This is a genomic window from Variovorax sp. dw_954, from assembly GCF_018449755.1.
Taxonomy (GTDB): domain Bacteria; phylum Pseudomonadota; class Gammaproteobacteria; order Burkholderiales; family Burkholderiaceae_C; genus Variovorax.
Genome location: NZ_JAAVVD010000002.1, coordinates 386,470 through 411,826 on the forward strand (window position 1 = coordinate 386,470; position 25,357 = coordinate 411,826).

The following is a 25,357-nucleotide window of genomic DNA, read 5'->3' on the forward strand; positions in this document are numbered from 1 at the left end:
TTCACGCGTCGCCGCAGATTTGCCCTTGCCCATTCTTCGACGCCAATGCCGAGTTTGTGGGCCTTCGACTTCCGTCCTTGGCCCACCTCGTCCTGACCATGTGGTGTAAACGCCGAGTACCGAGTTCCATGAACGAAACGTTTAGAGATCGCAAGGCGTCAATTGCTACGCGCAGTTCGTCGGGATCGATTTCCGGGTCGACCCGAAACATCAGTGCGCGATGGACATGCAGCGCCTCAAGGATCTCGGAGATTTCGGATTGGTCGTGAGTGGACTCGAATAGGTCAATCACTGCGCATCGATCGATTCCCTGCGCGCCTCGCGACAACGCGTCGCTTTTGATCACGCTCATCGCGTGTTTCAGCTGGGCCAGCGTCTCGCGGTGCGGGCTCTTCTGGATTGTCAGCCTGCGAAATTGCTCTATGACTTCGAAGCGAAAGCGTAGGCCGAGCCTGAGCATCGTCGCTAACTTGTGAAAGTCGTTGTCGACTTCGAAGAGCGGGGCGACGACCGTCTCGACCAAGTGAACGTGGAACGACCAATCGCCGTTCCCCAAAGATTCGCGCTTGGCCAATTGCGGTTGGAATGAGCCGCGATTGGTGTGATAAACCGCCTGAACGGGCATGAACATCATGTTGTTGCTTACGCGATACACGCACTCTTGCAGTTGTTCGATCCAACGCGTATCCGGTTTTGTTTTCGCTGCTGCGACCAAATCCTTCCATGTCAGTCGACCGTCGCCGCCGGACAGGAATCCGAACAGGTTCAACGACTCCGTGTCGGAGGCAATGAGTGCACTATCTGGAATGACCGGATCCCGAAGGCGACCGGGCGCTGGCACAACGATGTCGAAGTAGCGGCCGAACTTTTGTGATTCGTTGCGCTGGAAATTTTTCTCCAATTCCTGCACCTGACGTCGACGCGCCTCCACGTCTCGGTGCGACGGTGGATCGTCCATTTTCAATTCGCTTGCGATGCGGACGTAGAGGCGCTCTAGGCCCTGCACCGCACCCAGTTCGAGTCCTTCTTTCAGTGACAGCGGCAACTGCAGTTCCGTGATCTTCAGGCCCGAATGGCACACCGGGATGATCGGAATGCCTCGCATCCACGCCGCCCCCAATTCGAACTGCACCCAAGGTCGCTTTAGAGACGTGCTGCTGCACAACACAATTACGGCAGACGCACGGTTGATCTCCTCGCGAATGGCAACAAGCCATTCATCCCCTGCGCCGACGCTGGTGACATCAGAGGATACGAAGACGTTCACATGTTCGTGAAAGTCCTCTTTCAACATCTTCTTGAGAAGCTTGGCGACTTCAGCTTCCTCTGATATGTGGCTGATGAACAGCCTCATTGCATCTCGCATTGCCCACCTCAACTTTCAAGCGCTCCAGCGTCGCGGATGTCTGGCGACGCTCGCGCGCATGCTGCTCCCCGGACATGCATTGCAGCACTTTCAAGTGCGACCCGCATCCCCAAGCATGGCTAGAACGTTCGTGAAGAATTTCATCCCGCCAACAACTTCTGCACCAGTTCGGCGGTCGTGCTCGCACTGTACTTGCGCATCAGCCGCGCGCGGTGCAGTTCGACGGTGCGGTGGCTGATGCCCAGCGCCTTGCCGATCTGCTTCGAAGTCATGCCCTGCATCACATGCGCCGCCACCTCGCGCTCGCGCGGCGTCAGGTCCGCCGCCTTGCCGGAGCGGCGCGAGCCGAGGTCCTCGAAGGTCCAGATGCCGGCTTCGTGCGGCGCGGCCCGGTTCAGTGCATGGCCGCTGACGTGGCACCAGAAGGTCTCGCCGCGCAGCGGGCCGTCCAGCCTTTTCATCATCCGGTTGTCCGCGTAGCGCCCGCTGGCGTTCAGGATCGGCTCCATGCGCTTGCCGATGCGCTCGAATTCGGCGACGCTCGGGTACAGCACGCGAAACGACTGGCCGATCAATGCCTCGCGCGTGGCCCCGAACATCTCGCACAGGCGTGCGTTGCAGTCGACCATCGTCCGGTGGCGCGACAGCACCATGCCCACGGGCGCGTTCTCGAAGGCCAGGCGGTAGTCGATATCGGGTGTGCCCATTACGAATTACTACGTATGCGACTACGTAGTATCGTTGCCGCAGTTCCAAACGTGTTTTTTCAACCCACTCGACCCAAGGATTCCACGCCATGGCGAACAAGATTTTTCCCTCCGCCGATGCGGCGCTGAAGGGCATCGTGGCCGACGGCCAGACCCTCGCCGTCGGCGGCTTCGGCCTCTGCGGTATTCCCGAGGCGCTGATCGACGCGCTGCACGATTCGGGCGTCAAGGACCTGACCTGCATCTCCAACAACGCGGGCGTCGACGGCTTCGGCCTCGGCAAGCTGCTGGAAACGCGGCAGATCAAGAAGATGGTCGCGAGCTATGTCGGCGAGAACAAGGAGTTCGAGCGCCAGTACCTGGCGGGCGAACTGGAACTGGAATTCACGCCGCAGGGCACGCTCGCTGAGAAGCTGCGCGCCGGCGGCGCCGGCATCCCGGCCTTCTTCACCAAGACCGGTGTCGGCACGCAGGTGGCAGAAGGCAAGGAACTGCGCGAGTTCGATGGCGAGACCTACGTCATGGAACGCTCGCTGGTGCCCGATGTGGCACTCGTCAAGGCCGACGTGGCCGACAAGTCCGGCAACCTGCGCTTCCGCCTGACGGCGCGCAACTTCAACCCGGCGGCGGCTATGGCCGGCAAGGTCTGCATCGTCGAAGTCGAGAAGATCGTCGAGGTCGGCGAACTGGCGCCGGACGACATCCACCTGCCGGGCATCTACGTGCACCGCATCGTGCTCAACGCCACACCCGAGAAGCGCATCGAGAAGCGCACAGTGAGCGCATCGGCGCCGGTCGACCCGGTCGCCGCCAAGGTCGAGGCCCAGGCCGCCATCGCCCAGGCCGCCGCCGGCAGCGAAGTGCCCGCCGTCCCCGTGAAGAACACCAAAGGAAACTGAGATGCCCTGGACCCAAGACCAAATGGCTGCACGCGCAGCACAGGAACTCGAAGACGGCTTCTACGTCAACCTCGGCATCGGCATCCCGACCCTGGTCGCGAACTTCGTCGGCGACAAGGAAGTCTGGCTGCAGAGCGAGAACGGCATGCTCGGCATCGGTCCGTTCCCGACCGAGGACCAGGTCGACGCCGACCTCATCAATGCCGGCAAGCAGACCGTGACCACGCTGCCCGGCAGCGCGATCTTCGGCAGCCATGACAGCTTCGCGATGATCCGCGGCGGCAAGATCAACCTCAGCATCCTGGGCGCGATGCAGGTCAGCGCCAAGGGCGACCTGGCCAACTGGATGATCCCCGGCAAGATGGTCAAGGGCATGGGCGGCGCGATGGACCTGGTGGCCGGCGTGAAGCGCGTGATCATCCTCATGGAACACGTCGCGAAGAAGAAGGACGGCACCACAGACCTGAAGATCCTCGATGCCTGCACCCTGCCGCTGACCGGCGTGGGCGTCGTCGACCGCATCATCACCGACCTGGCCGTGATGGACGTGACGCCCGAGGGCTTGAAGGTGACGGAGCGTGCGCCCGGCGTGAGCTTCGACGAACTGCAAGGCAAGACGGGCTGCAAGCTCATCCAGTGATCCAGCTGAGCGAGCGCGCCTTCGGGCGCATGCCGGACGGCCAGGACGTGGTCGAGTACACGCTCGACAACGGCCGCGGCCTGAAAGTGTCAGCCATCAACTACGGCGGCATCGTGACCGCGCTGCATGTACCGGACCGCGACGGACGCAGCAGCAACATCGTGCTGGACCTGCCGACGCTCGCGGACTACGTCGAGCGCAACCCGAACTTCGGCACGATCGTCGGGCGCTTCGCAAATCGCCTGGCCGGTGGACGTTTCGAGATCGACAGCGTCAAGCATCAGGTCAGCCTGAACAACGGCCCCAACTCGCTGCACGGCGGCAATCGCGGCTTCGGCAAGCGCTGGTGGCACATGGCGCCGGTGCAGCACGAGGGCGCCACGGCGCTCGAACTGCGCTACACCAGCGCCGATGGCGAGGAAGGCTATCCCGGCGAAATGCGCGTGATGGTGCGCTATTCGCTGGGCGCCGAGGCCAACGAATGGCGCATCGACTACCAAGCGGCCTGCGATGCACCGACCATCGTCAACCTGAGCCACCACGGCTACTTCAACCTGGGCGGCACAGGTTCGATCCTCGACCACCGCCTCACGCTTCATGCGAGCCGCTATTCGCCTGTGGATGCGACGCTGATACCCACGGGCCTGGCCAACGTCGACGGCACGCCCTTCGACTTTCGCCTGCCCGCAACGATTGGTGCGCGCATCCGTCAAGCGCATCCGCAACTGCTCACCGCAAAGGGCTACGACCACAACTGGGTGCTGGACCGGACGGACGCGGGCAGCAATGGCTTGTCGCTTGCCGCACGCGTCGAGCACGACCCCTCCGGCCGCGCGATAGAGGTCTGGACGACGGAGCCCGGCGTGCAGTTCTATTCGGGCAACTTCCTGGACGGAAGCCTTGCCGGAAGCGCAGGCGTCGTCTGGCGGCAGGGGGACGGTTTGTGCCTGGAGACCCAGCACTTTCCCGACTCGCCGAACCACCCGGATTTCCCTTCCACGACCCTGCGGCCAGGAGAGGTTTTCCGCAGCTGCACGGTGCATCGCTTCGGAGTTTTCTGACCGCCGCGTGACTTGACCGACAGGCTGTCTGGGGGACTAGCCACGCCGCATCCAGCGTGGTTGAATGCAAATATGAGTCACCCCAAACTCAAGGTCGACCGGACGATTCATGGGGCGGTCTTGCTGGCTGCCCTGGTGCCGGCCTTTGCCGATGCGCAGGCGGTGTCGGCCGACGCCAACCCGAACGCGTGGCGCTATTCCTTGTCGGTGTACGGCTACCTGCCAAACTTCGGCGGACAGTTCGAAGCGCCCACTTCTCCCGGCGGCCCCAACCTGGCGTTCAACGCCGGCCAGGTCGCCGACACCCAGAAATTCAGCTTCTCGGGTTCCTTCGGCGTCCACAACGGGCGCTGGGGCGCATTCAGCGATGTGCTGTACTTGAACCTCGCGGGCGACAAGCCCTACAGCCGCGATTTCTCGCTCGGTAGCGGCCCGATCCCCTTGAACAGCGCAGCAGACCTCAGCGTGGGGCTCAAGGGCTCGGTCTGGACGCTGGGCGGCGAATACCGCGTGATTTCGGAGCCGGTGCTGACGCTGGACCTGCTGGCCGGCGCCCGGATGTTCGCGATGCAGCCCACGATGCGCTGGAACGTCCTCGGCGACGCGGGCTCGCTCCAGCCCGTCGGCCGTGTCGGCGGCACTTCGGGCACCGAGACGCAATGGGACGGCATCTTCGGCCTCAAGGGCCGCTACGCGATGGGCAGCAATGGAAGATGGTCACTACCGTTCTACTTCGACGCCGGCACGGGCCAGTCACACCTGACCTATCAGGCAGCCGCCGGCGTGAGCTATTCCTACTCGTCGATCGAACTCACCGCGATGTGGCGCTACCTGTCGTACGACATGAAGTCCGGCGGGCCTGTCGATAACCTGCGCTTCAATGGGCCGATGGTGGGGGCGACGGTGCGCTGGTAGGCGAGGGCTGTGGATTGCGCCTTGCGTTCCATCCCGAGCCGAGGCGCGCGTCCTCGCGGCGGACCTGATCAGAGTCTCCTAGCCGCCAAACAGGTTCGCCGCCACGCCGCCGCCGTCGATGCGCACCGCAAACAGCCCGCCAGCCAGCGGCTCCGCCTCCAGTTGCTCGGCAGTCAGTCCGCTGGTGGCGCTGGTAATGAACATCGTGCACATGTCGGCCCCGCCAAAGGCACAGGTGGTGATGTGGCGCGTGGGCAATACCAGACGGTATAACTCGGCAGCGCTCACGGGGTCGTGGCAGGTGACGCAGGAGGCGCCCCAGTGGGCGATCCAGAGGCGGCCGGCTGCATCGGTGGTCATGCCGTCGGGGAAGCCGTCGCCCTTGGCGAAGCGTAGCCACTGGCGCTTGTTGGACAAGTTGCCCGTGGCCGTATCGAAGTCCCACGCGTAGACACGTGAAGTCACGGTGTCGTTGAAGTACATCGCCTTGCCATCCAGCGACCAGGTCGGGCCGTTGCTCACGGCAATGCCGGTCTCGTGCCGGGTGCAGCGGCCATCGGGGTCGTAGCGGTAGAGCGAGCCGGTCGGCGCCACGCAGTCCCTGTCCATCGAGCCACCCCAGAAGCGGCCTTGCGCGTCGCACTTGCCGTCGTTGAAGCGGTTGGCCGTGAGTTCGGGCTCGGGCTGGTGCAGGTACTCTGGCTGGCGATCCGGCCGGGCCGGGTCGAACAGGGCGAAGCCGCGCCGGAGCGTCACGATCAGGCCGGGCTGGCTCGCGCGTTCGGCCACGGCGGAGATTTCGTGATCGAATTCCCAGTTCTCGCGCGATCCATCAGCCGGCGTGAAGCGATGCAGGCGGCGCGACAGGATGTCGACCCAGTACAGGGTTTGCTCGCGCTGCGACCAGCACGCGCCTTCGCCGAGCGCGGCGGCGGCGGGCCAGATGCATTCGATAGGGCCGAGCAGGGTCGGGGGTGGCAAGGCGGTGAGTGACGAGTTCATGCGGTTGTTGTGCTGTTGGCAAGGAGGTGCCGCGAATCGTAGAGCAGCCCGAACCGTGATGGCCGGTGCGCATGATCAACATGCACAGTGCTTGATCCTTCAGGCGCCGCGGGAGTTCGGTAGTGGGTCAATCCATCTCCAGCCGCCGCCCATACACGCCCAGGCTCTCGCTCTTCAACGCATTCATCATGATCTTCGCCGCCGGCGAAAGCAGCCTGTCGGTGCGGGTGATGATGCCGAACATGTCCATGTGGCAGGGCAGTTCGATCGGCAGGATGGCGACGATGCCGTGTGAGGCGTAGTACTGCGCCACGTCGCTCGCGAGCACGGCGATCATGTCGCTCTGCTGCAGCATGCGCGTGATGAACAGCAGGGCCGCGCTCTCGATCACGTTGAGCGGTGGCGGCAGGCCTTCCTCCTGGTACATCAGGTCGAAGCGGTGGCGCAGCACGCTGCCCGCGGGCGGCACGATCCAGCCGGCCGACACCACGTCGCGCAGCGTGAGCCCGCTCATGCCCAGCAGCGGATGGCCAGGGCGCACCAGGGCGCACACCGGTTCCTCGGTCAGGGCTTCATAGCGCAGCTTGGACTTGTCGTGCTCCGCGAACAGGCGGGCCACGAGGATGTCGAGCTTGCCTTGCTCCAGCCGCTCCATCAGCACCGGGCTGGTCTCGATCTCGACGGAGATGCGCAGGTTCGGTCGCTCGCGCTTGACCGCGGCCACCGCGCCGGGGAGCAGCGCCAGGCCGGGCGCGGTGATCACGCCGACGTTGACCTGCCCAAAGCGGCCGGCCTTCAACGCGTTCAGTTCATCGTGCGCCTCGTTCAGCGTGGCTAGCGCGATGCGGGCATGCCGGATCATGGTCTCGCCATACCAGGTCGGCCGCATGCCGCGCGGCAGCCGGTCGAACAGCGACACCTCCAGCACGTCCTCCAGGTCCTTCAGCAGCTTGGATGCGGCCGGCTGGGTCATGTTGAGCACCTGCGCGGCGCGGTGGATGTTGCCTTCTTCTGCCAGCGCCACGAGCAGCAGCAGCTGCCGGGTCTTGAGTCGCGCACGGATGAACCAGTGCGTGTAGTTGGTCATGGGGTAAACGTCAATGCTGAAATTGGTATCGATTCAACCCAATTTACGATTTGAAAGATATTGGTGGCATTCCTACACTCGCGCCACTTTGAAACGCAGTGACCTCACCCAACGCGCCCGCCATTACATCAATGGCCGTTGGGAGACAGGCGTGACCACCGGCCTGAGCGAGAACCCTTCGGACACCAGCGAGGTGGTGGCCGAATATGCCCGGGCCGACCGTATCCAGACCGAGCTGGCGATCCGCGCCGCGTCCGATGCGTTCCGGCACTGGAGCCATTCCACGCCGCAGCGTCGCGCGGACGTGCTCGACCAGATCGGCAGCGAGATCCTCGCGCGCAAGGATCAGCTCGGCCTGCTGCTCGCACGCGAGGAGGGCAAGACCCTGCCGGAGGCCGTTGCCGAGGCCACGCGGGCCGGGCAGATCTTCAAGTTCTTCGCTGGCGAGGCCTTGCGCGCGGGCGGTGAAAGCATGGCCTCGGTACGGCCCGGCGTGCATGTCGATGTGACGCGCGAGCCGGTCGGCGTGGTCGGGCTGATCGCGCCGTGGAACTTCCCGCTGGCGATACCGGCCTGGAAGATCGCGCCGGCGCTGGCCTATGGGAACACCGTGGTGTTCAAACCGGCCGAACTGGTGCCAGGCTGCGGCTGGGCGCTGGCGGACATCATCAGCCGTGCGGCCTTGCCGGCGGGCGCCTTCAACCTGGTCATGGGCAGCGGGCGTGAAGTGGGCCAGACATTGGTCGACAGCCCCCTGGTCGATGCCTTGAGCTTCACCGGTTCGGTGGAGACGGGCGAGCGCGTGCTGCAGGGGGCCACCGCGCGGCGCGCCAAGGTGCAACTGGAGATGGGCGGCAAGAACCCGCTGGTGGTGCTGGCCGATGCCGACCTCGACAAGGCGGTCGATTGCGCCGTGCAGGGCGCCTACTACTCGACCGGCCAGCGCTGCACGGCATCGAGCCGGCTGGTGGTCGAGGCCAAGGTGTTCGATGCCTTCGTGGCGCGGCTGCGCGATCGCATGGCGGCCCTGCGCGTCGGCCATGCGGTGGAACCGGGCGTCCACATCGGCCCTGTGGTCAGTCGTGCACAACTGGCGCAGAACCTCGCGTGGATGACCATTGCGCGGGAAGAGGGCGCGGAGCACCTGTTTGGCGGCGAGCCCCTGCAGCGCGCAACGGTCGGCCACTTCATGAGCCCGGCGCTGTTCCTTGCAAAGCCCGAGCACCGCGTGGCGCGCGAGGAAATCTTCGGGCCGATCGCCTGTGTGTTGCGGGCCGACGACTACGAGCATGCGCTGGCCCTGGCCAACGACACGCCCTTCGGTCTCTGCGCGGGCATCTGCACCACCTCGCTCAAGCACGCGATGCACTTCAGGCGCCATGCCCGGGTCGGCATGACGATGGTCAACCTGCCGACGGCGGGTGTGGACTACCACGTGCCCTTCGGCGGGCGCAAAGGATCGAGTTACGGCCCGCGCGAGCAGGGCCGTTACGCAGCGGAGTTCTACACCTCGGTCAAGACGGGCTACATGCTGGCCTGATCGTGACCGGGGTCGAACATTTTTGTCACTACGCCAACCAGGAGAACATCACCATGAAACTGACACGCCGCACCCTGACCAAGGCACTTGCCTCCGCATCGCTCACGGGCCTGCTCCCGGCCGCTGCCTTTGCGCAAAACAAGATCGTGCTCGGCTTCGCCCAGGTCGGCGCTGAAAGCGAATGGCGCACGGCCAACACGGAGTCGATCAAGTCCTCGGCCGCCGCGGCGGGCATCGACCTCAAGTTCTCCGACGCGCAGCAGAAGCAGGAGAACCAGATCAAGGCCATCCGCTCCTACATTGCGCAGAAGGTCGACGTGATCGCGTTCTCGCCCGTCGTCGAGACCGGCTGGGACACGGTGCTGCTGGAGGCCAAGGCCGCGAAGATCCCGGTGGTGCTGACCGACCGCTCGGTCAACTCGAAGGACACCTCGCTCTACGTGACCTTCATGGGCTCCGACTTCATCGAGGAAGGCCGCAAGGCCGGCAAGTGGCTGGTCGAGAAGATGAAGGACAACAAGGGTCCGATCAACATCGTCGAGCTGCAGGGCACCGTGGGCTCCGCACCGGCCATCGACCGCAAGAAGGGCTTCGAGGAAATCATCAAGGCCGACCCCAAGTTCAAGATCACCCGCTCGCAGACCGGCGACTTCACCCGCGCCAAGGGCAAGGAGGTGATGGAAGCCTTCCTCAAGGCGGACAAGAACATCAATGTGCTCTTCGCGCACAACGACGACATGGCCATCGGCGCGATCCAGGCCATCGAGGAAGCGGGCCTCAAGCCGGCCAAGGACATCATCATCATCTCGATCGATGCGGTAAAGGGCGCCTTCGAAGCCATGATCGCGGGCAAGCTGAACGTCTCGGTGGAATGCAGCCCGCTGCTCGGCCCGCAACTGATGAGCGCCGTGAAGGACATCAAGGCCGGCAAGTCGCTGCCCAAGCGCATCGTGACGGAAGAAGGCATCTTCCCGATGGAAGTGGCTGCCAAGGAATTCCCGTCACGGAAGTATTGATACCTGGCCATCCGCGGCCCGGTGAAAGCCGGTTCCGCGGCTGTTAACGGAACGAGAATCGCAGCCCGCAGTACAACTCACAACACACACCCCAAGGAGAACTTTCATGAAACGCACTTTCCTCAAGACCCTGCTTGCCGGCATCGCCGCCACGGGCCTCATCGGCGTGGCCTCGCTCGCGCAGGCGCAGGACAAGGGTCCGATCGCGATCTCGATGCCGACGAAGTCCTCGGCCCGCTGGATCGCCGACGGCAACAACATGGTCAAGTACTTCAAGGAGAAGGGCTACAAGACCGATTTGCAGTACGCGGACGACGACATTCCGAACCAACTGGCGCAGATCGAGAACATGGTGACGAAAGGCTCCAAGGTGCTGGTGATTGCAGCCATCGACGGCACCACGCTGTCCGACGTGCTTCAAAAGGCTGCTGACAAAGGCGTGAAGGTCATCGCCTATGACCGCCTCATCAAGGGCTCGAAGAACGTCGACTACTACGCCACCTTCGATAACTTCCAGGTCGGCGTCCTTCAAGCGCAATCCATCGAGAAATCGCTCAAGCTGAAGGAAGGCAAGGGCCCATTCAATATCGAACTCTTCGGCGGCTCGCCGGACGACAACAACGCCTTCTTCTTCTACAACGGCGCGATGTCGGTGCTCGACCCCTACATCAAGAGCGGCAAGCTGGTGGTGCGCAGCAAGCAGATGGGCATGGACAAGGTCGGCACGCTGCGCTGGGACGGCGCGGTGGCGCAGGCGCGCATGGACAACCTGCTGTCGGCCTACTACACCAAGGACCGCGTGGACGCGGTGCTGTCGCCATATGACGGCCTGTCGATCGGCATCCTGTCCTCGCTCAAGGGCGTGGGCTACGGCTCGGCTTCGCAGCCGATGCCGGTGGTGACGGGCCAGGACGCGGAAGTGCCTTCAGTCAAGTCGATCCTGCGCAAGGAACAGACCTCCACCATCTTCAAGGACACGCGCGAGCTGGCCAAGGTGACGGTGGCGATGGTGGAAGCCATGGCCTCGGGCAAGACGCCTGAAGTCAACGACACCAAGACCTACAACAACGGCGTGAAGGTCGTTCCCTCCTACCTGCTGAAGCCGGTGAGCGTGGACATCAGCAACTGGAAGCAGGTGCTGATCGACAGCGGCTACTACACCGAGGCGCAGGTCAAGTAAGGCCTTCGCCTGCCTGATCCCTGCGAGGAAGACGGGAGAGAAGAATGAGCGACAACATCCTGGAGATGCGCGGCATCACCAAGACGTTTCCGGGGGTGAACGCTCTCGACAACGTCAACCTCGCGGTGCGCGCGGGGGAGATCCATGCGGTCGTCGGGGAAAACGGCGCCGGCAAGTCGACGCTGATGAAGGTGCTCAGCGGGGTCTACCCCGCCGACACCTACACCGGCGAGATCCACTACGAAGGCCAGCTCCGGCGCTTCAAGAGCATTGCCGACAGCGAGAAGCTCGGCATCATCATCATCCACCAGGAGCTGGCGCTGGTGCCGCTGCTGTCCATTGCCGAGAACATCTTCCTCGGCAACGAGACGGCGCGCGGCGGCGTGATCGACTGGTTCGAGGCCTATGCGCGGACGCGCGAGCTGCTCGCCAAGGTGGGCCTGCACGAGCAGCCGACCGCGCTCATCACCAACCTGGGCGTGGGCAAGCAGCAACTGGTGGAGATTGCCAAGGCCTTGTCGAAGGAGGTCAAGCTGCTGATCCTCGACGAGCCCACCGCTAGCCTGAACGAAAGCGACAGCGACGCGCTGCTGATGCTGCTGCTCGGCCTGAAGGCGCAGGGCATCTCGTCGATCATCATCTCGCACAAGCTCAACGAGATTGCCAAGGTGGCCGACTCCATCACCGTGCTGCGCGACGGCGGCACCGTCGAGACGATGGACTGCCGCAACACCGCGATCAGCGAGGACCGCATCATCCGCGGCATGGTCGGGCGCGACATGGCGCACCGCTATCCGCAACGCACGCCGAAGATCGGGGAGACCATCTTCGAGGTGCGCGACTGGCGCGTCCATCACGAGCTGCACGCCGACCGCGAGCAGATCAAGGGCGTGAACCTGCATGTGCGCAAGGGCGAGATCGTCGGCATCGCCGGTCTCATGGGGGCCGGGCGCACCGAGTTCGCGATGAGCGTGTTCGGTCGCTCCTACGGGCAGAAAATCAGCGGCACGGCCCTGATGCACGGCAAGGAAGTCGACCTGAGCACCATCCGCAAGGCCATCGACCACGGCATCGCCTACGTCACCGAGGACCGCAAGGGCTACGGCCTGGTGCTGGAGGAAGACATCAAGACCAACATCAGCCTCGCCAACCTGGAGGCGGTGTCCAGCGCCATGGTGATCGACGAGGGGCGCGAGTACCAGGTGGCGGCCAACTACCGCAAGGCGCTCAACATCCGCTGCTCCGACGTGTACCAGCAGGTGGTCAACCTGTCGGGCGGCAACCAGCAGAAGGTGGTGCTGAGCAAGTGGCTCTTCGCCAAGCCCGAGCTGCTCATGCTCGACGAGCCCACGCGCGGCATCGACGTGGGCGCCAAGTACGAGATCTACACCATCGTCGACCAACTTGCGAGCGAGGGCAAGGGCATCCTGATGATCTCGTCGGAGATGCCGGAGCTGCTGGGCATGTGCGATCGCATCTACGTGATGAACGAAGGGCGCTTCGTCGCCGAGTACGTGGCCGGGGAGGCCACGCAGGAAAAGATCATGCGGGCCATTGTCAATTCGGGGAGTTCAGTCCATGACGAGTGAAGTGAAAGGGGCCATCGCGCCCACGGCCGCGGCGCCTGCCGTACCAACGGGCGCGGCGGCTTCCGGCACCGGCTTCATCAAGAACAACCTGCGCGAATACGGGATGCTGATCTCGCTGGTCGCGATCATGGTGCTGTTCCAGGTGCTGACCGACGGCACGCTGATGCGGCCGTTGAACCTCACCAACCTGCTGCTGCAGAACAGCTACATCGTCATCATGGCGCTGGGCATGCTGCTGGTGATCGTGGCCGGGCACATCGACCTGTCGGTGGGCTCGGTGTGCGGCTTCATCGGTGCGCTGGCGGCGGTGCTGATGGTGGAGTACGACTGGCACTTCGTGCCGACGACGATCGTCTGCCTCATCGCGGGCGGCGTCATCGGTGCTTCGCAGGGGTACTTCGTCGCGTACTTCCGCATCCCGTCGTTCATCGTGACGCTGGCGGGCATGCTGGTGTTCAAGGGCTTGTCGCTGGCGTTGCTGGCAGGGCAATCGGTCGGGCCGTTTCCGGAGGCGTTCCAGCGGCTCAGCTCGGGCTTCATTCCCGACGTGCTGGGCGGGGAGTCGATGCGCACCACCTCGGTCGTGCTGGGCGCGGTCGCGGCGGCGGCCATGATGTTCGTCGCGCTGCGGGGTCGCGCCAAGCTGGCGCAGCATGGGATGGCGCAGGAGCCCTACGCCTTTTTCCTGGTCAAGAACCTGTTCTTCGCCGGCGTGGTGCTCTACCTGAGCTACCTGCTGGCGTCGTACAAGGGCCTGCCGAACGTGTTGATCGTGATGACGGTGCTGATCGTGGCCTACGACTTCGTCACCAACCGCACCACGGTGGGCCGGCGCATCTATGCGCTGGGCGGCAACGAGAAGGCGGCGCGGCTGTCGGGCATCAAGACGCAGCGGCTCGCGTTCCTGACCTTCGTGAACATGGGCGTGCTGGCGGCGCTGGCCGGGCTGGTGTTCGCCGCGCGGCTGAACACGGCGACGCCGAAGGCCGGGCTGGGCTTCGAGCTGGACGTGATCGCGGCCTGCTTCATCGGCGGCGCCTCGGCATCGGGCGGCGTGGGCAAGGTGATGGGTGCGGTCATCGGCGCCTTCGTGATGGGCGTGATGAACAACGGCATGTCGATCCTCGGCATCGGCATCGACTACCAGCAAGTGATCAAGGGCCTGGTGTTGCTGGCCGCGGTGTTCGTGGACGTGTACAACAAGAACAAGTGAATATGAACCTCGTTTCCTTGCCAGCCGGGATTGCGGACTGGGGGCGGGATCACGCCGACGGCGTACTCCACTCCGCGAATGTCCCCCGCCGTCAGCCTGCGGCTGCCGGCTCCCGCAGCTCCTCCTTTGTTTCGCTGCGTGGAGCACACCATCGACGTGATCTGGACGCGCTGTCGTCGATCGGCCGGCACGACGCGGCGTGTCCTGGTCCGAGGGTGGTGGGTGTCCCCCGCAGCGAAATAAAGGACGAGGCCGAAGGCCGGAGGACATTCGCGGAGGGGGATACCCACCACCCTCGGACCGCGCCCACGAACGGGCTTCATGCGTCGCGGTTGTGGCGCTCAGCGCGGTGAAAAACTGAGATGCAAATTTCTCCGGTCCTCGAACTCACCGGCATCGCCAAGGAATTTTCCGGCGTCAGCGTGCTGCGCGACGTGCAGTTGCGGCTGTATCCCGGCGAGATCCATGCGCTGATGGGGCAGAACGGTGCGGGCAAGTCGACCTTGATCAAGGTGCTCACGGGCGTGTTCCCTTCGAGCGGCGGCGAGATGCGGCTGGGTGGCGAAACGATCCGGCCGTCGTCGCCGCTGGAGGCACAGAAGCTGGGCATCAGCACGGTCTACCAGGAGGTGAACCTGTGCCCGAATCTCTCGGTCGCGGAGAACGTCTTTGCCGGACGCTATCCGCGTCGCGGTGCGGCACAGGGTTTTCGCATCGACTGGGCGATGGTGAATCGCCAGGCCACCGAGCTGCTGGCGCGCATCGGGCTCGACATCGACGTGACGCGCCTGCTGTCGAGCTACTCGGTGGCGGTGCAGCAGATGGTCGCGATCGCGCGTGCGCTGGGCGTGCAGTCGAAGGTGCTGATCCTCGACGAGCCGACGTCGAGCCTGGACGACGACGAGGTGCACAAGCTGTTCGAGGTGCTGCGGCGCCTGCGTGGAGAAGGCCTGGCGATCGTCTTCGTCACGCACTTTCTCAACCAGGTTTATGCCGTGTCGGACCGCATCACGGTGCTGCGCAACGGCGCATGGGTGGGCGAGTGGCGCGCGAGCGAACTGGGCTCGCAGGCGCTGATCGCGGCCATGCTCGGGCGTGAACTGGCGGCGCAGTCGGCGCGGCCTGCCGCGCTGCCTTCATTCGACGACTCCGCGACCGCGCTGCTGCAGGCGGAGGAGATCGGGCAGGCCGGGCAACTGCAGCCGATGGACCTGCGCGTGCAGGCCGGTGAGATCGTGGGACTGGCGGGCTTGTTGGGGGCAGGCCGCACGGAGCTGGCGCGGCTGCTGTTCGGGCTGGAAGCGCCCGACCGCGGCGTGCTGAAGATCGACGGCAGGATGGTCAGGTTCGCGAACCCTGTCGATGCGATCCAGCAGGGGCTGGCCTTGTGCCCCGAGGAGCGCAAGACCGACGGCATCGTGGCCGAGTTGTCATTGCGCGAGAACATCGCGCTGGCGTTGCAGGCGCGGCTGGGCGCGCGGCGCTTCCTGTCGAAGGCGGAGCAGACGGCGCTGGCGGAGAAGTTTGTCGTTTCGCTGGGCATCAAGACGACCAGCGTGGAGACGCCCATCGGGCTGCTCTCAGGCGGCAACCAGCAGAAGGCCATGATCGCGCGCTGGCTCGCGACCGAGCCGCGCCTCCTGATCCTCGACGAGCCGACGCGCGGCATCGACGTGGCGGCCAAGCAGGAAATCATGGAGCAGATCCTCAAGCTGGCGCAAGCAGGCATGGCGGTGCTGTTCATCTCGTCGGAAATGAGCGAGGTGGTGCGCGTGGCGCACCGCATCGTGGTGCTGCGCGACCGGCGCAAGGTGGGCGAACTGCCCGGCGGCGCGAGCGAAGACGACGTGTACGAAATGATCGCGGCCGAACATGCCTGAAGCAAAGTCTAGCCTTTTCAATGCCTTGATGAAGCACCGCCTCGCGTGGCCGCTGGTCACGCTGTTCCTGCTGCTCGCGCTGAACACGGCGTTCAACGCGAGCTTCCTGCACATCGAAGTGCGCAACGGGCATCTGTACGGCAGCCTCATCGACATCCTGAACCGCGCCGCGCCGCTGGTGCTGGTGTCGCTGGGCATGACGCTGGTGATCGCGACGCGGGGCATCGACATCTCGGTGGGCGCGGTGGTGGCGATCGCGGCGGCGCTGGCGGCCTGGATGATCGGCGGCTCGGTCAAGCCGGATGTGAGCCGCTTTCCGATGTGGCTGGCACTTGTCTCCGCGGTGGCGCTGGCCTTGGTTTGCGGCCTGTGGAACGGGCTGCTGGTCGCCAAGGTCGGCATGCAGCCGATCATCGCGACGCTGATCCTGATGGTGGCGGGGCGCGGCATCGCGCAGCTCATTACCGAAGGGCAGATCATCACGATCTACTACGCGCCGTATTTCTTCCTGGGCAGCGGCTACCTCCTGGGGCTGCCGTTCTCCGTGTACATCGCGGCGGCGGTGTTCGCGCTGCTCTACCTGGCCATCACCCGCACGGCGCTGGGCCTGTTCATCCAGGCGGTGGGCATCAATCCGACGGCAGCGCGCGTGTCGGGCATCCAGGCACGGCGACTCATCGTGGGGGCCTATGCGTTCTGCGGCACGTGCGCGGGGATCGCGGGCTTGCTGATCAGCTCGAACGTGAAGAGCGCGGACGGCAACAACGCCGGGCAACTGCTGGAGCTGGATGCGATCCTGGCGGTGACGCTTGGCGGCACGGCGCTGACGGGCGGGCGCTTCAGCCTGGTGGGAAGCGTGATCGGGGCGTTGATCATCCAGACGCTGACCTACGCGATCTATTCGCTGGGCGTGCCGCCGGAGATCAATCTCGTGGTGAAGGCGGTGGTGGTGTTCCTGGTGATGCTGATGCAGTCGGCGGAGTTTCGGGCGACGGTGCGGGGGCTGGTGCAAAGGCCGGCGTTGGGGGATTTGCGATGAGTGCGGTGTTGAGCAAAGACTCTCCCTCACCCCGGCCCTCTCCCGCGCGCGGGAGAGGGAGGGGGAAGCTGAATCCGAAGTACTGGCCGCTGGCGGCGACCATCTCGCTGTTCGTCGTGATGGCTTCGCTTGGCTCGGTGATGTACACGGGCTTCTTCTCGGCGCAGGTGTTCCTGAACCTGCTGATCGACAACGCCTTCCTCATCGTGGTCGCGGTGGGCATGACCTTCGTGATCCTCTCGGGCGGCATCGATCTTTCGGTGGGGTCGGTCATCGCGCTGACCACGATGGTGTCGGCCTCGCTGGTCGAGAAGCACGGCTGGAGCCCGCTTGCCGTGATTCCGCTGGTGCTGCTGATGGGCACGGCGTTCGGCGCCTTCATGGGCCTGCTGATCCAGCGCTTTCGGCTGCAGCCCTTCATCGTGACGCTGGCCGGCATGTTCCTGGCACGCGGGCTTTGCTACGTGATCAGCATCGACTCGGTCAGCATCCAGAACGAGTGGTACACGCAGGTCTCGCAGATTCGTATTCCGGTGTGGGGCGATGCTTCCGTGTCGATCAGTGCGGTGATCGCGATCGTGGTCGTGCTGGTGGCCATCTTCGTCGCGCATTGCACGCCGTTCGGGCGCACGGTATATGCCATCGGCGGCAGCGAGAACTCGGCCCTGCTGATGGGGCTGCCGGTGCGCTCGACCTTGATCGGCGTCTACACGCTCTCGGGCTTCTGCTCGGCGCTGGCGGGCGTGATCTTCACCTTCTACATGCTCTCGGGCTACGGGCTGCATGCGGTCGGGCTGGAGCTGGATGCCATCGCGGCCGTGGTGATCGGCGGCACCTTGCTCACGGGCGGCGTCGGCTACGTGGCCGGCACGCTGTTCGGCGTACTGATGCTGGGCATCATCCAGACGCTGATCTCCTTCGACGGCACGCTGAGCTCCTGGTGGACGCGCATCGTCGTCGGGGCCTTGCTGTTCGTCTTCTGCCTGCTGCAACGCTTCTTCACCTCGCGCACGCCAGGGCGCTGACCTTCCCCAACGGACTCCTGCATCCATGACCCACACCCGTTCTAATCCGCGCTTCCGCGGCATCTTCCCGGTCGTCCCGACCACCTTCAACGAGGCGGGTGAACTCGACCTCGAAAGCCAGAAGCGCTGCCTCGATTTCATGATCGACACCGGCTCCGACGGCCTCTGCATCCTGGCCAATTTCTCGGAGCAGTTCCTGTTGTCGGACGAGGAGCGCGAGGTGCTCACCCGCACGGCGCTCGAACATGTCGCGGGCCGCGTGCCGGTGATCGTGACGACCACGCACTTCAGCACCAAGGTGTGCGCCGAACGCAGCCGCCGCGCGCAGGACATGGGTGCGGCCATGGTGATGGTGATGCCGCCGTACCACGGCGCGACCTTCCGCGTGCCGGAAGCAAAGATCGAGGAGTTCTACGCGCGCCTGTCGGACGCGATCGGCATTCCCATCATGGTCCAGGACGCGCCCGCGGCCGGCACGCCGCTGTCGGCGGCGCTGCTCGCACGCATGGCCCAGCAAATCGAGAATCTCGCGTACTTCAAGATCGAGACCGCCGGCGCCGCCTCCAAGCTGCGCGAGTTGATCCGCCTCGGCGGCGAGGCCATCGAAGGCCCGTGGGATGGCGAGGAAGCCATCACGCTCATGTCCGACCTGGACGCCGGCGCCACGGGATCGATGACCGGCGGCGGCTACATGGACGGCATCCGTCCGATCATCGAGGCGCACCGCGCCGGCGACCGCGAGAAGGCCTATGCGATCTACGAGAAGTGGCTGCCGCTCATCAACTACGAGAACCGGCAGGCCGGCTTCCTGGCCGCCAAGACGCTGATGAAGGAGGGTGGCGTGATCAAAAGCGATGCGCCGCGTCATCCCTGGCCGTCGATGCACCCCGACACGCGCGCGGGATTGCTGGAAGTGGCGAAACGCCTCGATCCCCTGGTGCTACGCTGGGGTCGATGAATGAAGCGCCGCTGCTGAACGGTCCCGAGGTCCTGGACGACCTGTGGTCGCTGGCAGGAATGCCCGCAGAGGCATTGCGCCTTGCCAGCCTGACCGGCGCCGATCCGGTCTTTCCTTCCTCCTTTGCGGTGGGCGCTGCTGCGCAAGCCACCGCCGCCGCGGCGGCACTCGCGGCCTGCGAGCTGGGCCACGTGCGCGGCGCTGCGCGCCAGCAGGTCGCGGTCGACATGCGCGAGGCCGCCATCGAATGCACCGGTTGGTTCAGCATCGACGGCAAGGTGCCCGATGCGTGGGATGCGTTCTCGGGACTCTACCGTTGCGCCGATGGTCACGTGCGCGTGCATGCCAACTTTGCGCACCACCGTGGAGGCGCGTTGCGTCTTCTGGGCCTCGATCCCAGGACGGCCCAACGCGCCGATGCGGAGCAGGCCATGCTCGGCTGGCGTGCGCTCGACTTCGAGGAAGCCGCGGCGGCGCGCAAGCTCGTCGCCACGGCGTTGCGGCGCTTCGACGAGTGGGATGCGACACCGCAAGGCCGCGCCATCGCCGCGCAGCCGCTGTTCACCATCGAACGCATCGGCGATGCGCCGCCGCTGACCTTGCCGCCTCTGCGCGAAGACCAGCGCCCCCTGACCGGGCTCCGCGTGCTCGACCTCACGCGCATCCTCGCCGGCCCTGTGGGCGGCAAGGCGCTCGCGGCCCACGGCGCGGACGTGATGCTCGTCAACTCGCCGAAGCTGCCCAACATCTCCGCCATCGCCGACACCAGCCGCGGCAAGCTCAGCGCGCACATCGACCTGCACAGCGACACCGGCCGCGATGCGATGCGGCGCCTCGTCGCCGATGCCCATGTGTTCACGCAAGGCTATCGACCCGGCGGCCTGCAGGCGCTGGGCTGGGGCGCCGAAGAAGTCGCGCGACTGCGACCCGGCATCGTCTACGTCTCCCTCACGGCCTATGGAACGCAAGGCCCATGGGCCGGCCGCCGCGGCTTCGATTCGCTGGTGCAGACCGCCATGGGCTTCAACCATGCGGAGGGCGAGGCCGCGGGCGACGGCAAGCCGCGTCCCATGCCGATGCAGATCCTCGACGAGGCCACGGGCTACCTGATGGCCTTCGGCGCCGCGGCGGCCACAGTGCGACAGCAACGCGAGGGCGGCAGCTGGCATGTGCAGGTGTCGCTGGCACAGACCGGGCAGTGGCTGCGCTCGCTCGGTCGCGTGCCGGGTGGACTTTCGGCGACCCGGCCCGACTGGCAGGCGCAGGTCGACACCACGGATTCCGGCTTTGGTCGGCTCGCTGCCCTGCGTCACAGCGCACGACTGTCCCGCACGCCTGCCGGGTGGTCGCGACTGGCGATGCCGCCGGGCAGTCATCCGCCCACCTGGCCCTCGACGGCGCACTGAAGGCTTGGCGCGCCTGCTCGCTCTTCCGTGCGATCGAACACGGGATCCCTCGTTGAGCGCAGGCAATGGGTAACGGTCGGTTTCAGCAGCGTCGTTCGCGCGAACTTTGGTCCTATAACCACTGCCTGAATCGAGTTTGAAGTCGGGAGTGGCAGTTTTGGATGCGTTGATATCGAATTGGCTGGTGTGGGGCGGCGTGGTCGTGATGCTGGTTGCAGCAGCGCTCCTGTTCGTGCGCTTCCGCCGAGGGCGCGAGACCCCGACCCTGGTCCTCGTGCGACGCCGCCGCGAACTGATGGCGCAACTCGAAGAACTGGCCGGCGACACCGGCCCCGCACTGCTGCAGGCCGAGGCGCGTCGGCAGAAGCTGAGTCCGTCAAGCATCGAAGTGCTGGAAGCCGCGGTCGCGCGAGCGGCGAAACAGTAGCCCGATCGCGGGCTCGCACCCTCGGATCGGGGGGCGAATGGGAGTCGGCGTTTTGGCTCCGCCTGCGTCGAAGCCTTTGAAGCTGAGTTGCGACTGAAGGTCGGTTCATGTTTAGGGTCGTGCGACATCTGCCCTCCGTCGTGGTCGTGCATCGCTCGCGCCGACGCCCAGACCACAGCAGGGGGGGCCTGCAGGCCGCCTTGCGCACAGCTCAACGGCCCGTAAGGGCGCGAGACGCGATCTCGATCTGCTTGCGAATGAACACCTGTCCAGCATCAGCCCCCTTGCTCGCTGCCCAGACCAACTTGATGGGGAACGTTCTCGTTGTGACTTGCACAGGCAGTGCACGAAGCTGGAAAGCATCGCGCGCGAGTTTCAGCATGCTCTTGGGGACCAGGCAAACAAGGTCCGATTGACTGGTGAGCAGCAAGACCTCCAGTATTTCCGACACTTCGATCGCGAAATTCAGCTTCATGCGCAACCATTCCTGAAGGCCGGGCACGCGGCTGTCGCCATCGATGCGAGGGCGCAATCCTACGAATTCCAGCGATCTCAAATCCGCCTCCTGGCGAACCTTCAGGGCCACAGGGTGGTCGCGGCGCGCAACGACCACCATGGCGTCCTCGAAGAGCGCGAGTTCATTGAAATGACTGCCTGCCGGCACCAGCCAGTCGACTGCGGCATCGAAGCGGCCGTCTCGCAGTGATTGCTCGAGGTCGACGGGCCTGGATCGGGTACTGAAGGAAACCTGTATTCCCGGCGCAGCGGTCACGAGCCGCTCGCGCAGGCGCACGGCCAGCAATGGCCCCAGCGGGTGCGACACGCTGACGAAGAAGGATCTTCTCGACGTCTTCGGGTCAAAGCCGCGGGCGTCCGAGACCGAATCGCGCAGCGTGCCCAGCGCGCCGTGCAACTTCGCATAGACAGCGTCCGCGGTAGAGGTTCGATGCACGCCTCTGCCGTGACGAACGAACAGCTCATCGTTGAAGACGGTTCGCAAGCGTGCCACGGCATTGCTGACGGCAGGCTGGCTCATGGAAAGACGCTGCGCAGCACCCGTCAGGCTGCTTTCCTCATAGACCGCCTCGAAGACCGGCAAGAGGTTCAGATCGACACTTCTGAGATTGATCATGTGAATATCTGATGTAAGAACTATCCATTAGACATTATCTCTCGATGAGCCGAGACTAGCCCCGGTGGCCCTGCTTTGGAGATGGACAACACCAATGCAACCACCCCTTTCCTCGACCCAATGAACAACAAATACCGCACCCGGCGCTGCGTCGCCACGATGGCGCACTCGGAACCTTCTGAACCAACGCTCGTACCGGCAGCGAAAACCCATTGTCTGAACTGGAGACTCCCTTGAGACGTTTCATTCGCGCACTTTGCGCAAGCTTGCTGGCGGCAGCGGCGTTGCTGCCGATGGCTGCGTCCGCGCAGGGCACCCAAGTCGCCTTTGCCGGCTTGGCCTACGCCGGCGACGCTGCGTCCCTTGAGAAGCGCTTTCCCTTTTCGCGCGAGTACGAGAAACGCCTCGAAAGTACGGATAGACGGGCCGACGCCCGGATTCGTGCCGCAATCGCCGAAGCCCCTCCGCGCAACTTCGAAGTACTTCCGGGCCTCATCGACGAGTTGAAGGGGCGCGACCAGGCTCTCGTCACCTCCCTCGTCGTGAACGCCGAGACTGTGTCTGTCGAGACCTTCGGCGAACTGCGCAAGCTGTTCGTCCTTGTCCGCGGGCAAGCGCTTTTCTTCGATTTCAAGACTCAAACGGTCATCCGCTCGTACCCGATCAGCTTTGAATACATCGATGTCTTTGACCGGCAACCGACCCATGAAGAAATACTTTCCAGGGTGCGCAGCGTCTATGAAGGTGCCGCAGGAAAACCAGGCATCTTCGCGCGCTATGCCGAAGTCCTGGCGAACGCCAGCATTCCTTCCCAGGTTCCGCGCTACCTCAAGGTGACCGACGTCACGGTGAGCGACGCGGTCGCTGCGAGCTTGCCCGACTACCTCAAGGAAAGTCCCGGGGTCATGGAGACCTGGGCTGCGGACATGCTGAGCGAGGCGATTTCGACCCATGCCGGCGTTCCCATCATCCCGTACACCAAGGGCTATGCGGTCGGAGGCGTGTTCCCGATGCGCGTCTCGGATGGGACGGTCTTCAACCTCAAGCTGCCCGAGCCGGACTACGCGATTTCGGTGGACCTGACCAATGTGAAGAAGGTCCAGTTCGGCCAGGTCGCCGCGGGCAGCAGCTTCATCTACGGCACCTTCGCCACTGTGAAGATTCAACTGCCGGGCATGGGCACCAGCTACTTGAACTCGTCGTTCAAGAACGGTGAGACCAAGGTGGTTCCCGCAACGCAGACCTTCGTGGATGACTTCCCTGCGTACTACGACTCCTGGAACGCGCTCTTCCGGCGCGTGGCCGAAGCGATGGCTGGCAAGGACCAGGCCTCGTGGCTCAAGGCCGCCGCATCGGCTTCCGACATCGACTCCCAACTCCTGAAAACCAAGGAAATGATTCAGCTATGCAAGTAATTCGTACGTTCGTGGCGGCCGCGTTGGCGTGCTTCGCCATCACCTCTGTGGCACAGGTCCAGCAGGCACGCGGCAAGGCTTCCGTCGTCTACCAGGGCTGGAGCGTCTCGGCTGAGGACAAGGCCAAGGCAACCCAGGCGGCTCAGCTCAAGGCGGTGGAGTTCTACTACGCCGAGGCCGGAGAGTCGGAATCGGAGAACTTCGACGCCGCGCGCGAAAAGATCCTGGCCAACCCCGACCGGTACATCCTGGAATCCACCGTCCTGGGAGAGGAAACCAGCACCGACAAGAAGCAGTACACGGTCTCAGTTCGCGTGGCGCTGAACGTGGCCAACCTGCGCAACCTTGTGAAATCGAACTCGGCCGTCGCCAAGGCTGGCGCTACCGAGAAGTCACCATTGGCCTTCGTGTTCGTTTCACGCCAAGTGGCCACCGTGAAGTCCTTCGATGACCGGGTCTACAAGCGCGTCGACGAGAGCGTCAGCGGTGGTCGAACCGAGGCGAACGTCAAAACGGGCGTCGAAGGCGAGTCCATCAGTGCCGGTCAGATTCGCACGAACGCATCAACCTCCAGCAAGACCGACATTGCGGCCAACCGCACTCACACGGTCGAAACCGGTGGCAGCACCGTCAAGCGTGCGAGCGAGGCGACCTTTCGCCTCATCCCGAGCGCCAACCTGAATCAGGTCTTCACCGGCATGTTCAGCAAGGCGGGCTTTCGCGTCGCCGAAGCGGCCTATGTCGAACCGATGTCTGGTGGCGCCTTCAAAGTCGCAAACGTCGAGAACGACTATCAATCGGGTGACGACCTCAAGTCGACGACGCTGCAGGCCATGGTCACAGGCATGCGCAATGCCAAGGTGCCGTACCTGGCCTATGGCACGCTGGATGTCGGGTCCGCCGACAAGGACCCCGCCACCGGCCTCGTGCGCGTGTCGGTCACTGTCAACGCCAAGCTGCTTGATGTAACGCAGGCCTTCCCTGAAACCAAGGCCGCGGTCGGCCCGGTGCAGTACGCAGGCGTCGGACCGTCGGAAGACGAGGCACGCGGCAACGCACTCAAGCTGGCCGCCAACAGTGCTGCACGCGAACTGACCAGCCAGATCACGGCCCTGCGCATGCAGTGAGCCCTCCCGATCCAGAAACTTCTTTCCCCTGTCAACAAAATCCAACCGGAACCTCAAAAATGAACAAGATTCACACCGCCATTGCAGCCGCCGCCTTCCTCGCGACAGGCCTTGCGAACGTCGCGCATGCCCAGTTCTCGCTGCCCTCGATTCCAGGCGTGACGAACTCCGCAGGCGCAGCGCCGGTGGCCGACCTGTCGGGCCAGCAGGATTCCCTCGTACGTGGTTACATCGCGGCGAGCAAGGACGTGCTGTATGCCAATGCCAAACTGGCCGAGGCGCTCGGCCTGAAGGACGAGGCGGCCAAGGTGAAGGCTGAAGCGGACAGCTTCAAGGAAGGCGCAACCAAGGACAGCGCCGAAGCTGCCAACAAGGCGGTGGCCGCTTCAACCGACCTGGTCGCCAAGAAGATTGCCACCCAGCCCGCCATGGACGCCCAATCGAAGTCCATCTACGGTCAAGGCTTGGTGCTGCTGGCCGCCGGCCTGACCCAGTACGTCGGCGTCGGAAAGGACGTGTCGCACATGAGCAGCAGCATCAAGGGCGCTTCTCCCCTGCAACTGCCTAAATTGCTATCGGCTGTCTATGTCGTCACGAAGTTCCCCGAGGCGATGACGCATGTCTCTGGTGCCATGCAGAACGCAGTGGCCTTCGCCCAGTCCAGCGGCATTCCGTTGCCGTCGGATGCCAGCGCCGCAGCGAACGCTCTCTGATCAGCAAGGAAGTACGCCTG

At 64.4% G+C, this 25,357-nt stretch carries 23 protein-coding genes; 18 read left to right on the forward strand and 5 right to left on the reverse strand.

What is annotated here, in order from left to right; genetic code table 11:
- Position 1: 1 nt before the first annotated feature.
- Positions 2-1,354 carry a toll/interleukin-1 receptor domain-containing protein gene (locus HB681_RS04930; RefSeq protein WP_213953649.1) on the reverse strand — a complete coding sequence of 451 codons (1,353 nt, stop codon included), beginning with the start codon at positions 1,352-1,354 and terminating at the stop codon, positions 2-4.
- A gap of 152 nt (positions 1,355-1,506) precedes the next feature.
- Positions 1,507-2,073, reverse strand: a complete 567-nt coding sequence (locus tag HB681_RS04935; RefSeq protein ID WP_213953650.1) for a LuxR C-terminal-related transcriptional regulator — start codon at positions 2,071-2,073, stop codon at positions 1,507-1,509.
- 89 nt (positions 2,074-2,162) lie between these two features.
- Here HB681_RS04935 and HB681_RS04940 point away from each other — a divergent pair, with 89 nt between their 5' ends.
- The 4 genes from HB681_RS04940 to HB681_RS04955 all read left to right on the forward strand — a co-directional run bounded on the left by HB681_RS04940 (position 2,163) and on the right by HB681_RS04955 (position 5,588).
- On the forward strand, positions 2,163-2,972 hold the full coding sequence (locus HB681_RS04940; RefSeq protein ID WP_213953651.1) for a CoA transferase subunit A: 810 nt from the start codon (positions 2,163-2,165) through the stop codon (positions 2,970-2,972).
- A gap of 1 nt (position 2,973) precedes the next feature.
- Positions 2,974-3,612 (forward strand): 3-oxoacid CoA-transferase subunit B, encoded by a 639-nt coding sequence (locus HB681_RS04945; protein WP_213953652.1) that lies wholly within the window; start codon positions 2,974-2,976, stop codon positions 3,610-3,612.
- Complete coding sequence (locus tag HB681_RS04950; RefSeq protein ID WP_345944624.1) at positions 3,609-4,673, forward strand: aldose epimerase family protein; 1,065 nt, start codon at positions 3,609-3,611, stop codon at positions 4,671-4,673. Before HB681_RS04945 ends, HB681_RS04950 begins: the two co-directional genes overlap by 4 nt.
- Before the next feature lie 72 nt (positions 4,674-4,745).
- Positions 4,746-5,588 carry a hypothetical protein gene (locus tag HB681_RS04955; RefSeq protein WP_213953653.1) on the forward strand — a complete coding sequence of 281 codons (843 nt, stop codon included), beginning with the start codon at positions 4,746-4,748 and terminating at the stop codon, positions 5,586-5,588.
- Positions 5,589-5,666: 78 nt separating this feature from the next.
- On the opposite strand, the gene HB681_RS04960 is transcribed toward HB681_RS04955, so the two are convergent.
- Together HB681_RS04960 and HB681_RS04965 are read right to left on the reverse strand one after the other, a co-directional pair.
- Complete coding sequence (locus HB681_RS04960; protein ID WP_213953654.1) at positions 5,667-6,590, reverse strand: SMP-30/gluconolactonase/LRE family protein; 924 nt, start codon at positions 6,588-6,590, stop codon at positions 5,667-5,669.
- Between the two features lie 127 nt (positions 6,591-6,717).
- Positions 6,718-7,677 (reverse strand): LysR family transcriptional regulator, encoded by a 960-nt coding sequence (locus tag HB681_RS04965; protein ID WP_213953655.1) that lies wholly within the window; start codon positions 7,675-7,677, stop codon positions 6,718-6,720.
- Between the two features lie 88 nt (positions 7,678-7,765).
- On the opposite strand from HB681_RS04965, the gene HB681_RS04970 reads away from it, so the two are divergent.
- From HB681_RS04970 to HB681_RS05020, 11 genes are all read left to right on the forward strand, one after another.
- On the forward strand, positions 7,766-9,217 hold the full coding sequence (locus tag HB681_RS04970; RefSeq protein WP_213953656.1) for an aldehyde dehydrogenase family protein: 1,452 nt from the start codon (positions 7,766-7,768) through the stop codon (positions 9,215-9,217).
- Positions 9,218-9,270: 53 nt separating this feature from the next.
- Positions 9,271-10,233 carry an ABC transporter substrate-binding protein gene (locus HB681_RS04975; RefSeq protein WP_213953657.1) on the forward strand — a complete coding sequence of 321 codons (963 nt, stop codon included), beginning with the start codon at positions 9,271-9,273 and terminating at the stop codon, positions 10,231-10,233.
- Between the two features lie 106 nt (positions 10,234-10,339).
- The gene (gene chvE, locus HB681_RS04980) at positions 10,340-11,413 is read left to right on the forward strand and encodes a multiple monosaccharide ABC transporter substrate-binding protein (protein ID WP_213953658.1); all 1,074 of its coding nucleotides are present in this window, start codon (positions 10,340-10,342) and stop codon (positions 11,411-11,413) included.
- Between the two features lie 44 nt (positions 11,414-11,457).
- The gene (gene mmsA / locus HB681_RS04985; protein ID WP_213953659.1) at positions 11,458-13,002 is read left to right on the forward strand and encodes a multiple monosaccharide ABC transporter ATP-binding protein; all 1,545 of its coding nucleotides are present in this window, start codon (positions 11,458-11,460) and stop codon (positions 13,000-13,002) included.
- A complete protein-coding gene (mmsB, locus tag HB681_RS04990) occupies positions 12,992-14,215 on the forward strand; it encodes a multiple monosaccharide ABC transporter permease (RefSeq protein WP_213953660.1) in 1,224 nt (407 codons plus the stop codon). The genes mmsA and mmsB overlap by 11 nt, the downstream gene beginning before the upstream one ends.
- Positions 14,216-14,577: 362 nt before the next feature.
- Positions 14,578-16,095: a sugar ABC transporter ATP-binding protein gene (locus HB681_RS04995; RefSeq protein ID WP_213953661.1), complete on the forward strand. Its 1,518-nt coding sequence runs from the start codon at positions 14,578-14,580 to the stop codon at positions 16,093-16,095.
- Positions 16,096-16,123: 28 nt separating this feature from the next.
- Positions 16,124-17,134: an ABC transporter permease gene (locus tag HB681_RS05000; protein ID WP_256734818.1), complete on the forward strand. Its 1,011-nt coding sequence runs from the start codon at positions 16,124-16,126 to the stop codon at positions 17,132-17,134.
- Positions 17,131-18,159 (forward strand): galactofuranose ABC transporter, permease protein YjfF, encoded by a 1,029-nt coding sequence (gene yjfF, locus HB681_RS05005; RefSeq protein WP_213953663.1) that lies wholly within the window; start codon positions 17,131-17,133, stop codon positions 18,157-18,159. The genes HB681_RS05000 and yjfF overlap by 4 nt, the downstream gene beginning before the upstream one ends.
- A gap of 25 nt (positions 18,160-18,184) precedes the next feature.
- Positions 18,185-19,117 carry a dihydrodipicolinate synthase family protein gene (locus HB681_RS05010; protein WP_213953664.1) on the forward strand — a complete coding sequence of 311 codons (933 nt, stop codon included), beginning with the start codon at positions 18,185-18,187 and terminating at the stop codon, positions 19,115-19,117.
- The gene (locus HB681_RS05015) at positions 19,114-20,523 is read left to right on the forward strand and encodes a CoA transferase (protein WP_213953665.1); all 1,410 of its coding nucleotides are present in this window, start codon (positions 19,114-19,116) and stop codon (positions 20,521-20,523) included. The genes HB681_RS05010 and HB681_RS05015 overlap by 4 nt, the downstream gene beginning before the upstream one ends.
- Before the next feature lie 148 nt (positions 20,524-20,671).
- Positions 20,672-20,950 carry a hypothetical protein gene (locus HB681_RS05020; protein WP_213953666.1) on the forward strand — a complete coding sequence of 93 codons (279 nt, stop codon included), beginning with the start codon at positions 20,672-20,674 and terminating at the stop codon, positions 20,948-20,950.
- Positions 20,951-21,161: 211 nt separating this feature from the next.
- Here the strand turns inward: HB681_RS05020 and HB681_RS05025 are convergent, their stop codons facing one another.
- Complete coding sequence (locus tag HB681_RS05025) at positions 21,162-22,082, reverse strand: LysR substrate-binding domain-containing protein (RefSeq protein ID WP_213953667.1); 921 nt, start codon at positions 22,080-22,082, stop codon at positions 21,162-21,164.
- Between the two features lie 233 nt (positions 22,083-22,315).
- Here HB681_RS05025 and HB681_RS05030 point away from each other — a divergent pair, with 233 nt between their 5' ends.
- Genes HB681_RS05030 through HB681_RS05040 form a run of 3 tightly spaced genes read left to right on the forward strand, consistent with a single transcriptional unit; the run spans position 22,316 to position 25,337 of the window.
- A complete protein-coding gene (locus HB681_RS05030) occupies positions 22,316-23,497 on the forward strand; it encodes a hypothetical protein (protein WP_213953668.1) in 1,182 nt (393 codons plus the stop codon).
- Positions 23,416-24,624, forward strand: a complete 1,209-nt coding sequence (locus HB681_RS05035) for a hypothetical protein (protein ID WP_345944625.1) — start codon at positions 23,416-23,418, stop codon at positions 24,622-24,624. The genes HB681_RS05030 and HB681_RS05035 overlap by 82 nt, the downstream gene beginning before the upstream one ends.
- Entirely contained in the window at positions 24,621-25,337 is a 717-nt protein-coding gene (locus tag HB681_RS05040) for a hypothetical protein (RefSeq protein ID WP_213953669.1), read from the forward strand. The genes HB681_RS05035 and HB681_RS05040 overlap by 4 nt, the downstream gene beginning before the upstream one ends.
- Positions 25,338-25,357: the final 20 nt, after the last annotated feature.

Excerpts from the sequence above, each read along its gene's own strand:
- HB681_RS04930 (WP_213953649.1), bottom strand. The coding sequence starts at position 1,354 with ATGAGGCTGTTCATCAGCCACATATCAGAGGAAGCTGAAGTCGCCAAG.
- HB681_RS04935 (WP_213953650.1), bottom strand. The coding sequence starts at position 2,073 with ATGGGCACACCCGATATCGACTACCGCCTGGCCTTCGAGAACGCGCCC.
- HB681_RS04940 (WP_213953651.1), top strand. The coding sequence starts at position 2,163 with ATGGCGAACAAGATTTTTCCCTCCGCCGATGCGGCGCTGAAGGGCATC.
- HB681_RS04945 (WP_213953652.1), top strand. The coding sequence starts at position 2,974 with ATGCCCTGGACCCAAGACCAAATGGCTGCACGCGCAGCACAGGAACTC.
- HB681_RS04955 (WP_213953653.1), top strand. The coding sequence starts at position 4,746 with ATGAGTCACCCCAAACTCAAGGTCGACCGGACGATTCATGGGGCGGTC.
- HB681_RS04960 (WP_213953654.1), bottom strand. The coding sequence starts at position 6,590 with ATGAACTCGTCACTCACCGCCTTGCCACCCCCGACCCTGCTCGGCCCT.
- HB681_RS04965 (WP_213953655.1), bottom strand. The coding sequence starts at position 7,677 with ATGACCAACTACACGCACTGGTTCATCCGTGCGCGACTCAAGACCCGG.
- HB681_RS04975 (WP_213953657.1), top strand. The coding sequence starts at position 9,271 with ATGAAACTGACACGCCGCACCCTGACCAAGGCACTTGCCTCCGCATCG.
- chvE (WP_213953658.1), top strand. The coding sequence starts at position 10,340 with ATGAAACGCACTTTCCTCAAGACCCTGCTTGCCGGCATCGCCGCCACG.
- mmsA (WP_213953659.1), top strand. The coding sequence starts at position 11,458 with ATGAGCGACAACATCCTGGAGATGCGCGGCATCACCAAGACGTTTCCG.
- mmsB (WP_213953660.1), top strand. The coding sequence starts at position 12,992 with ATGACGAGTGAAGTGAAAGGGGCCATCGCGCCCACGGCCGCGGCGCCT.
- HB681_RS04995 (WP_213953661.1), top strand. The coding sequence starts at position 14,578 with ATGCAAATTTCTCCGGTCCTCGAACTCACCGGCATCGCCAAGGAATTT.
- HB681_RS05000 (WP_256734818.1), top strand. The coding sequence starts at position 16,124 with ATGAAGCACCGCCTCGCGTGGCCGCTGGTCACGCTGTTCCTGCTGCTC.
- yjfF (WP_213953663.1), top strand. The coding sequence starts at position 17,131 with ATGAGTGCGGTGTTGAGCAAAGACTCTCCCTCACCCCGGCCCTCTCCC.
- HB681_RS05010 (WP_213953664.1), top strand. The coding sequence starts at position 18,185 with ATGACCCACACCCGTTCTAATCCGCGCTTCCGCGGCATCTTCCCGGTC.
- HB681_RS05015 (WP_213953665.1), top strand. The coding sequence starts at position 19,114 with ATGAATGAAGCGCCGCTGCTGAACGGTCCCGAGGTCCTGGACGACCTG.
- HB681_RS05025 (WP_213953667.1), bottom strand. The coding sequence starts at position 22,082 with ATGATCAATCTCAGAAGTGTCGATCTGAACCTCTTGCCGGTCTTCGAG.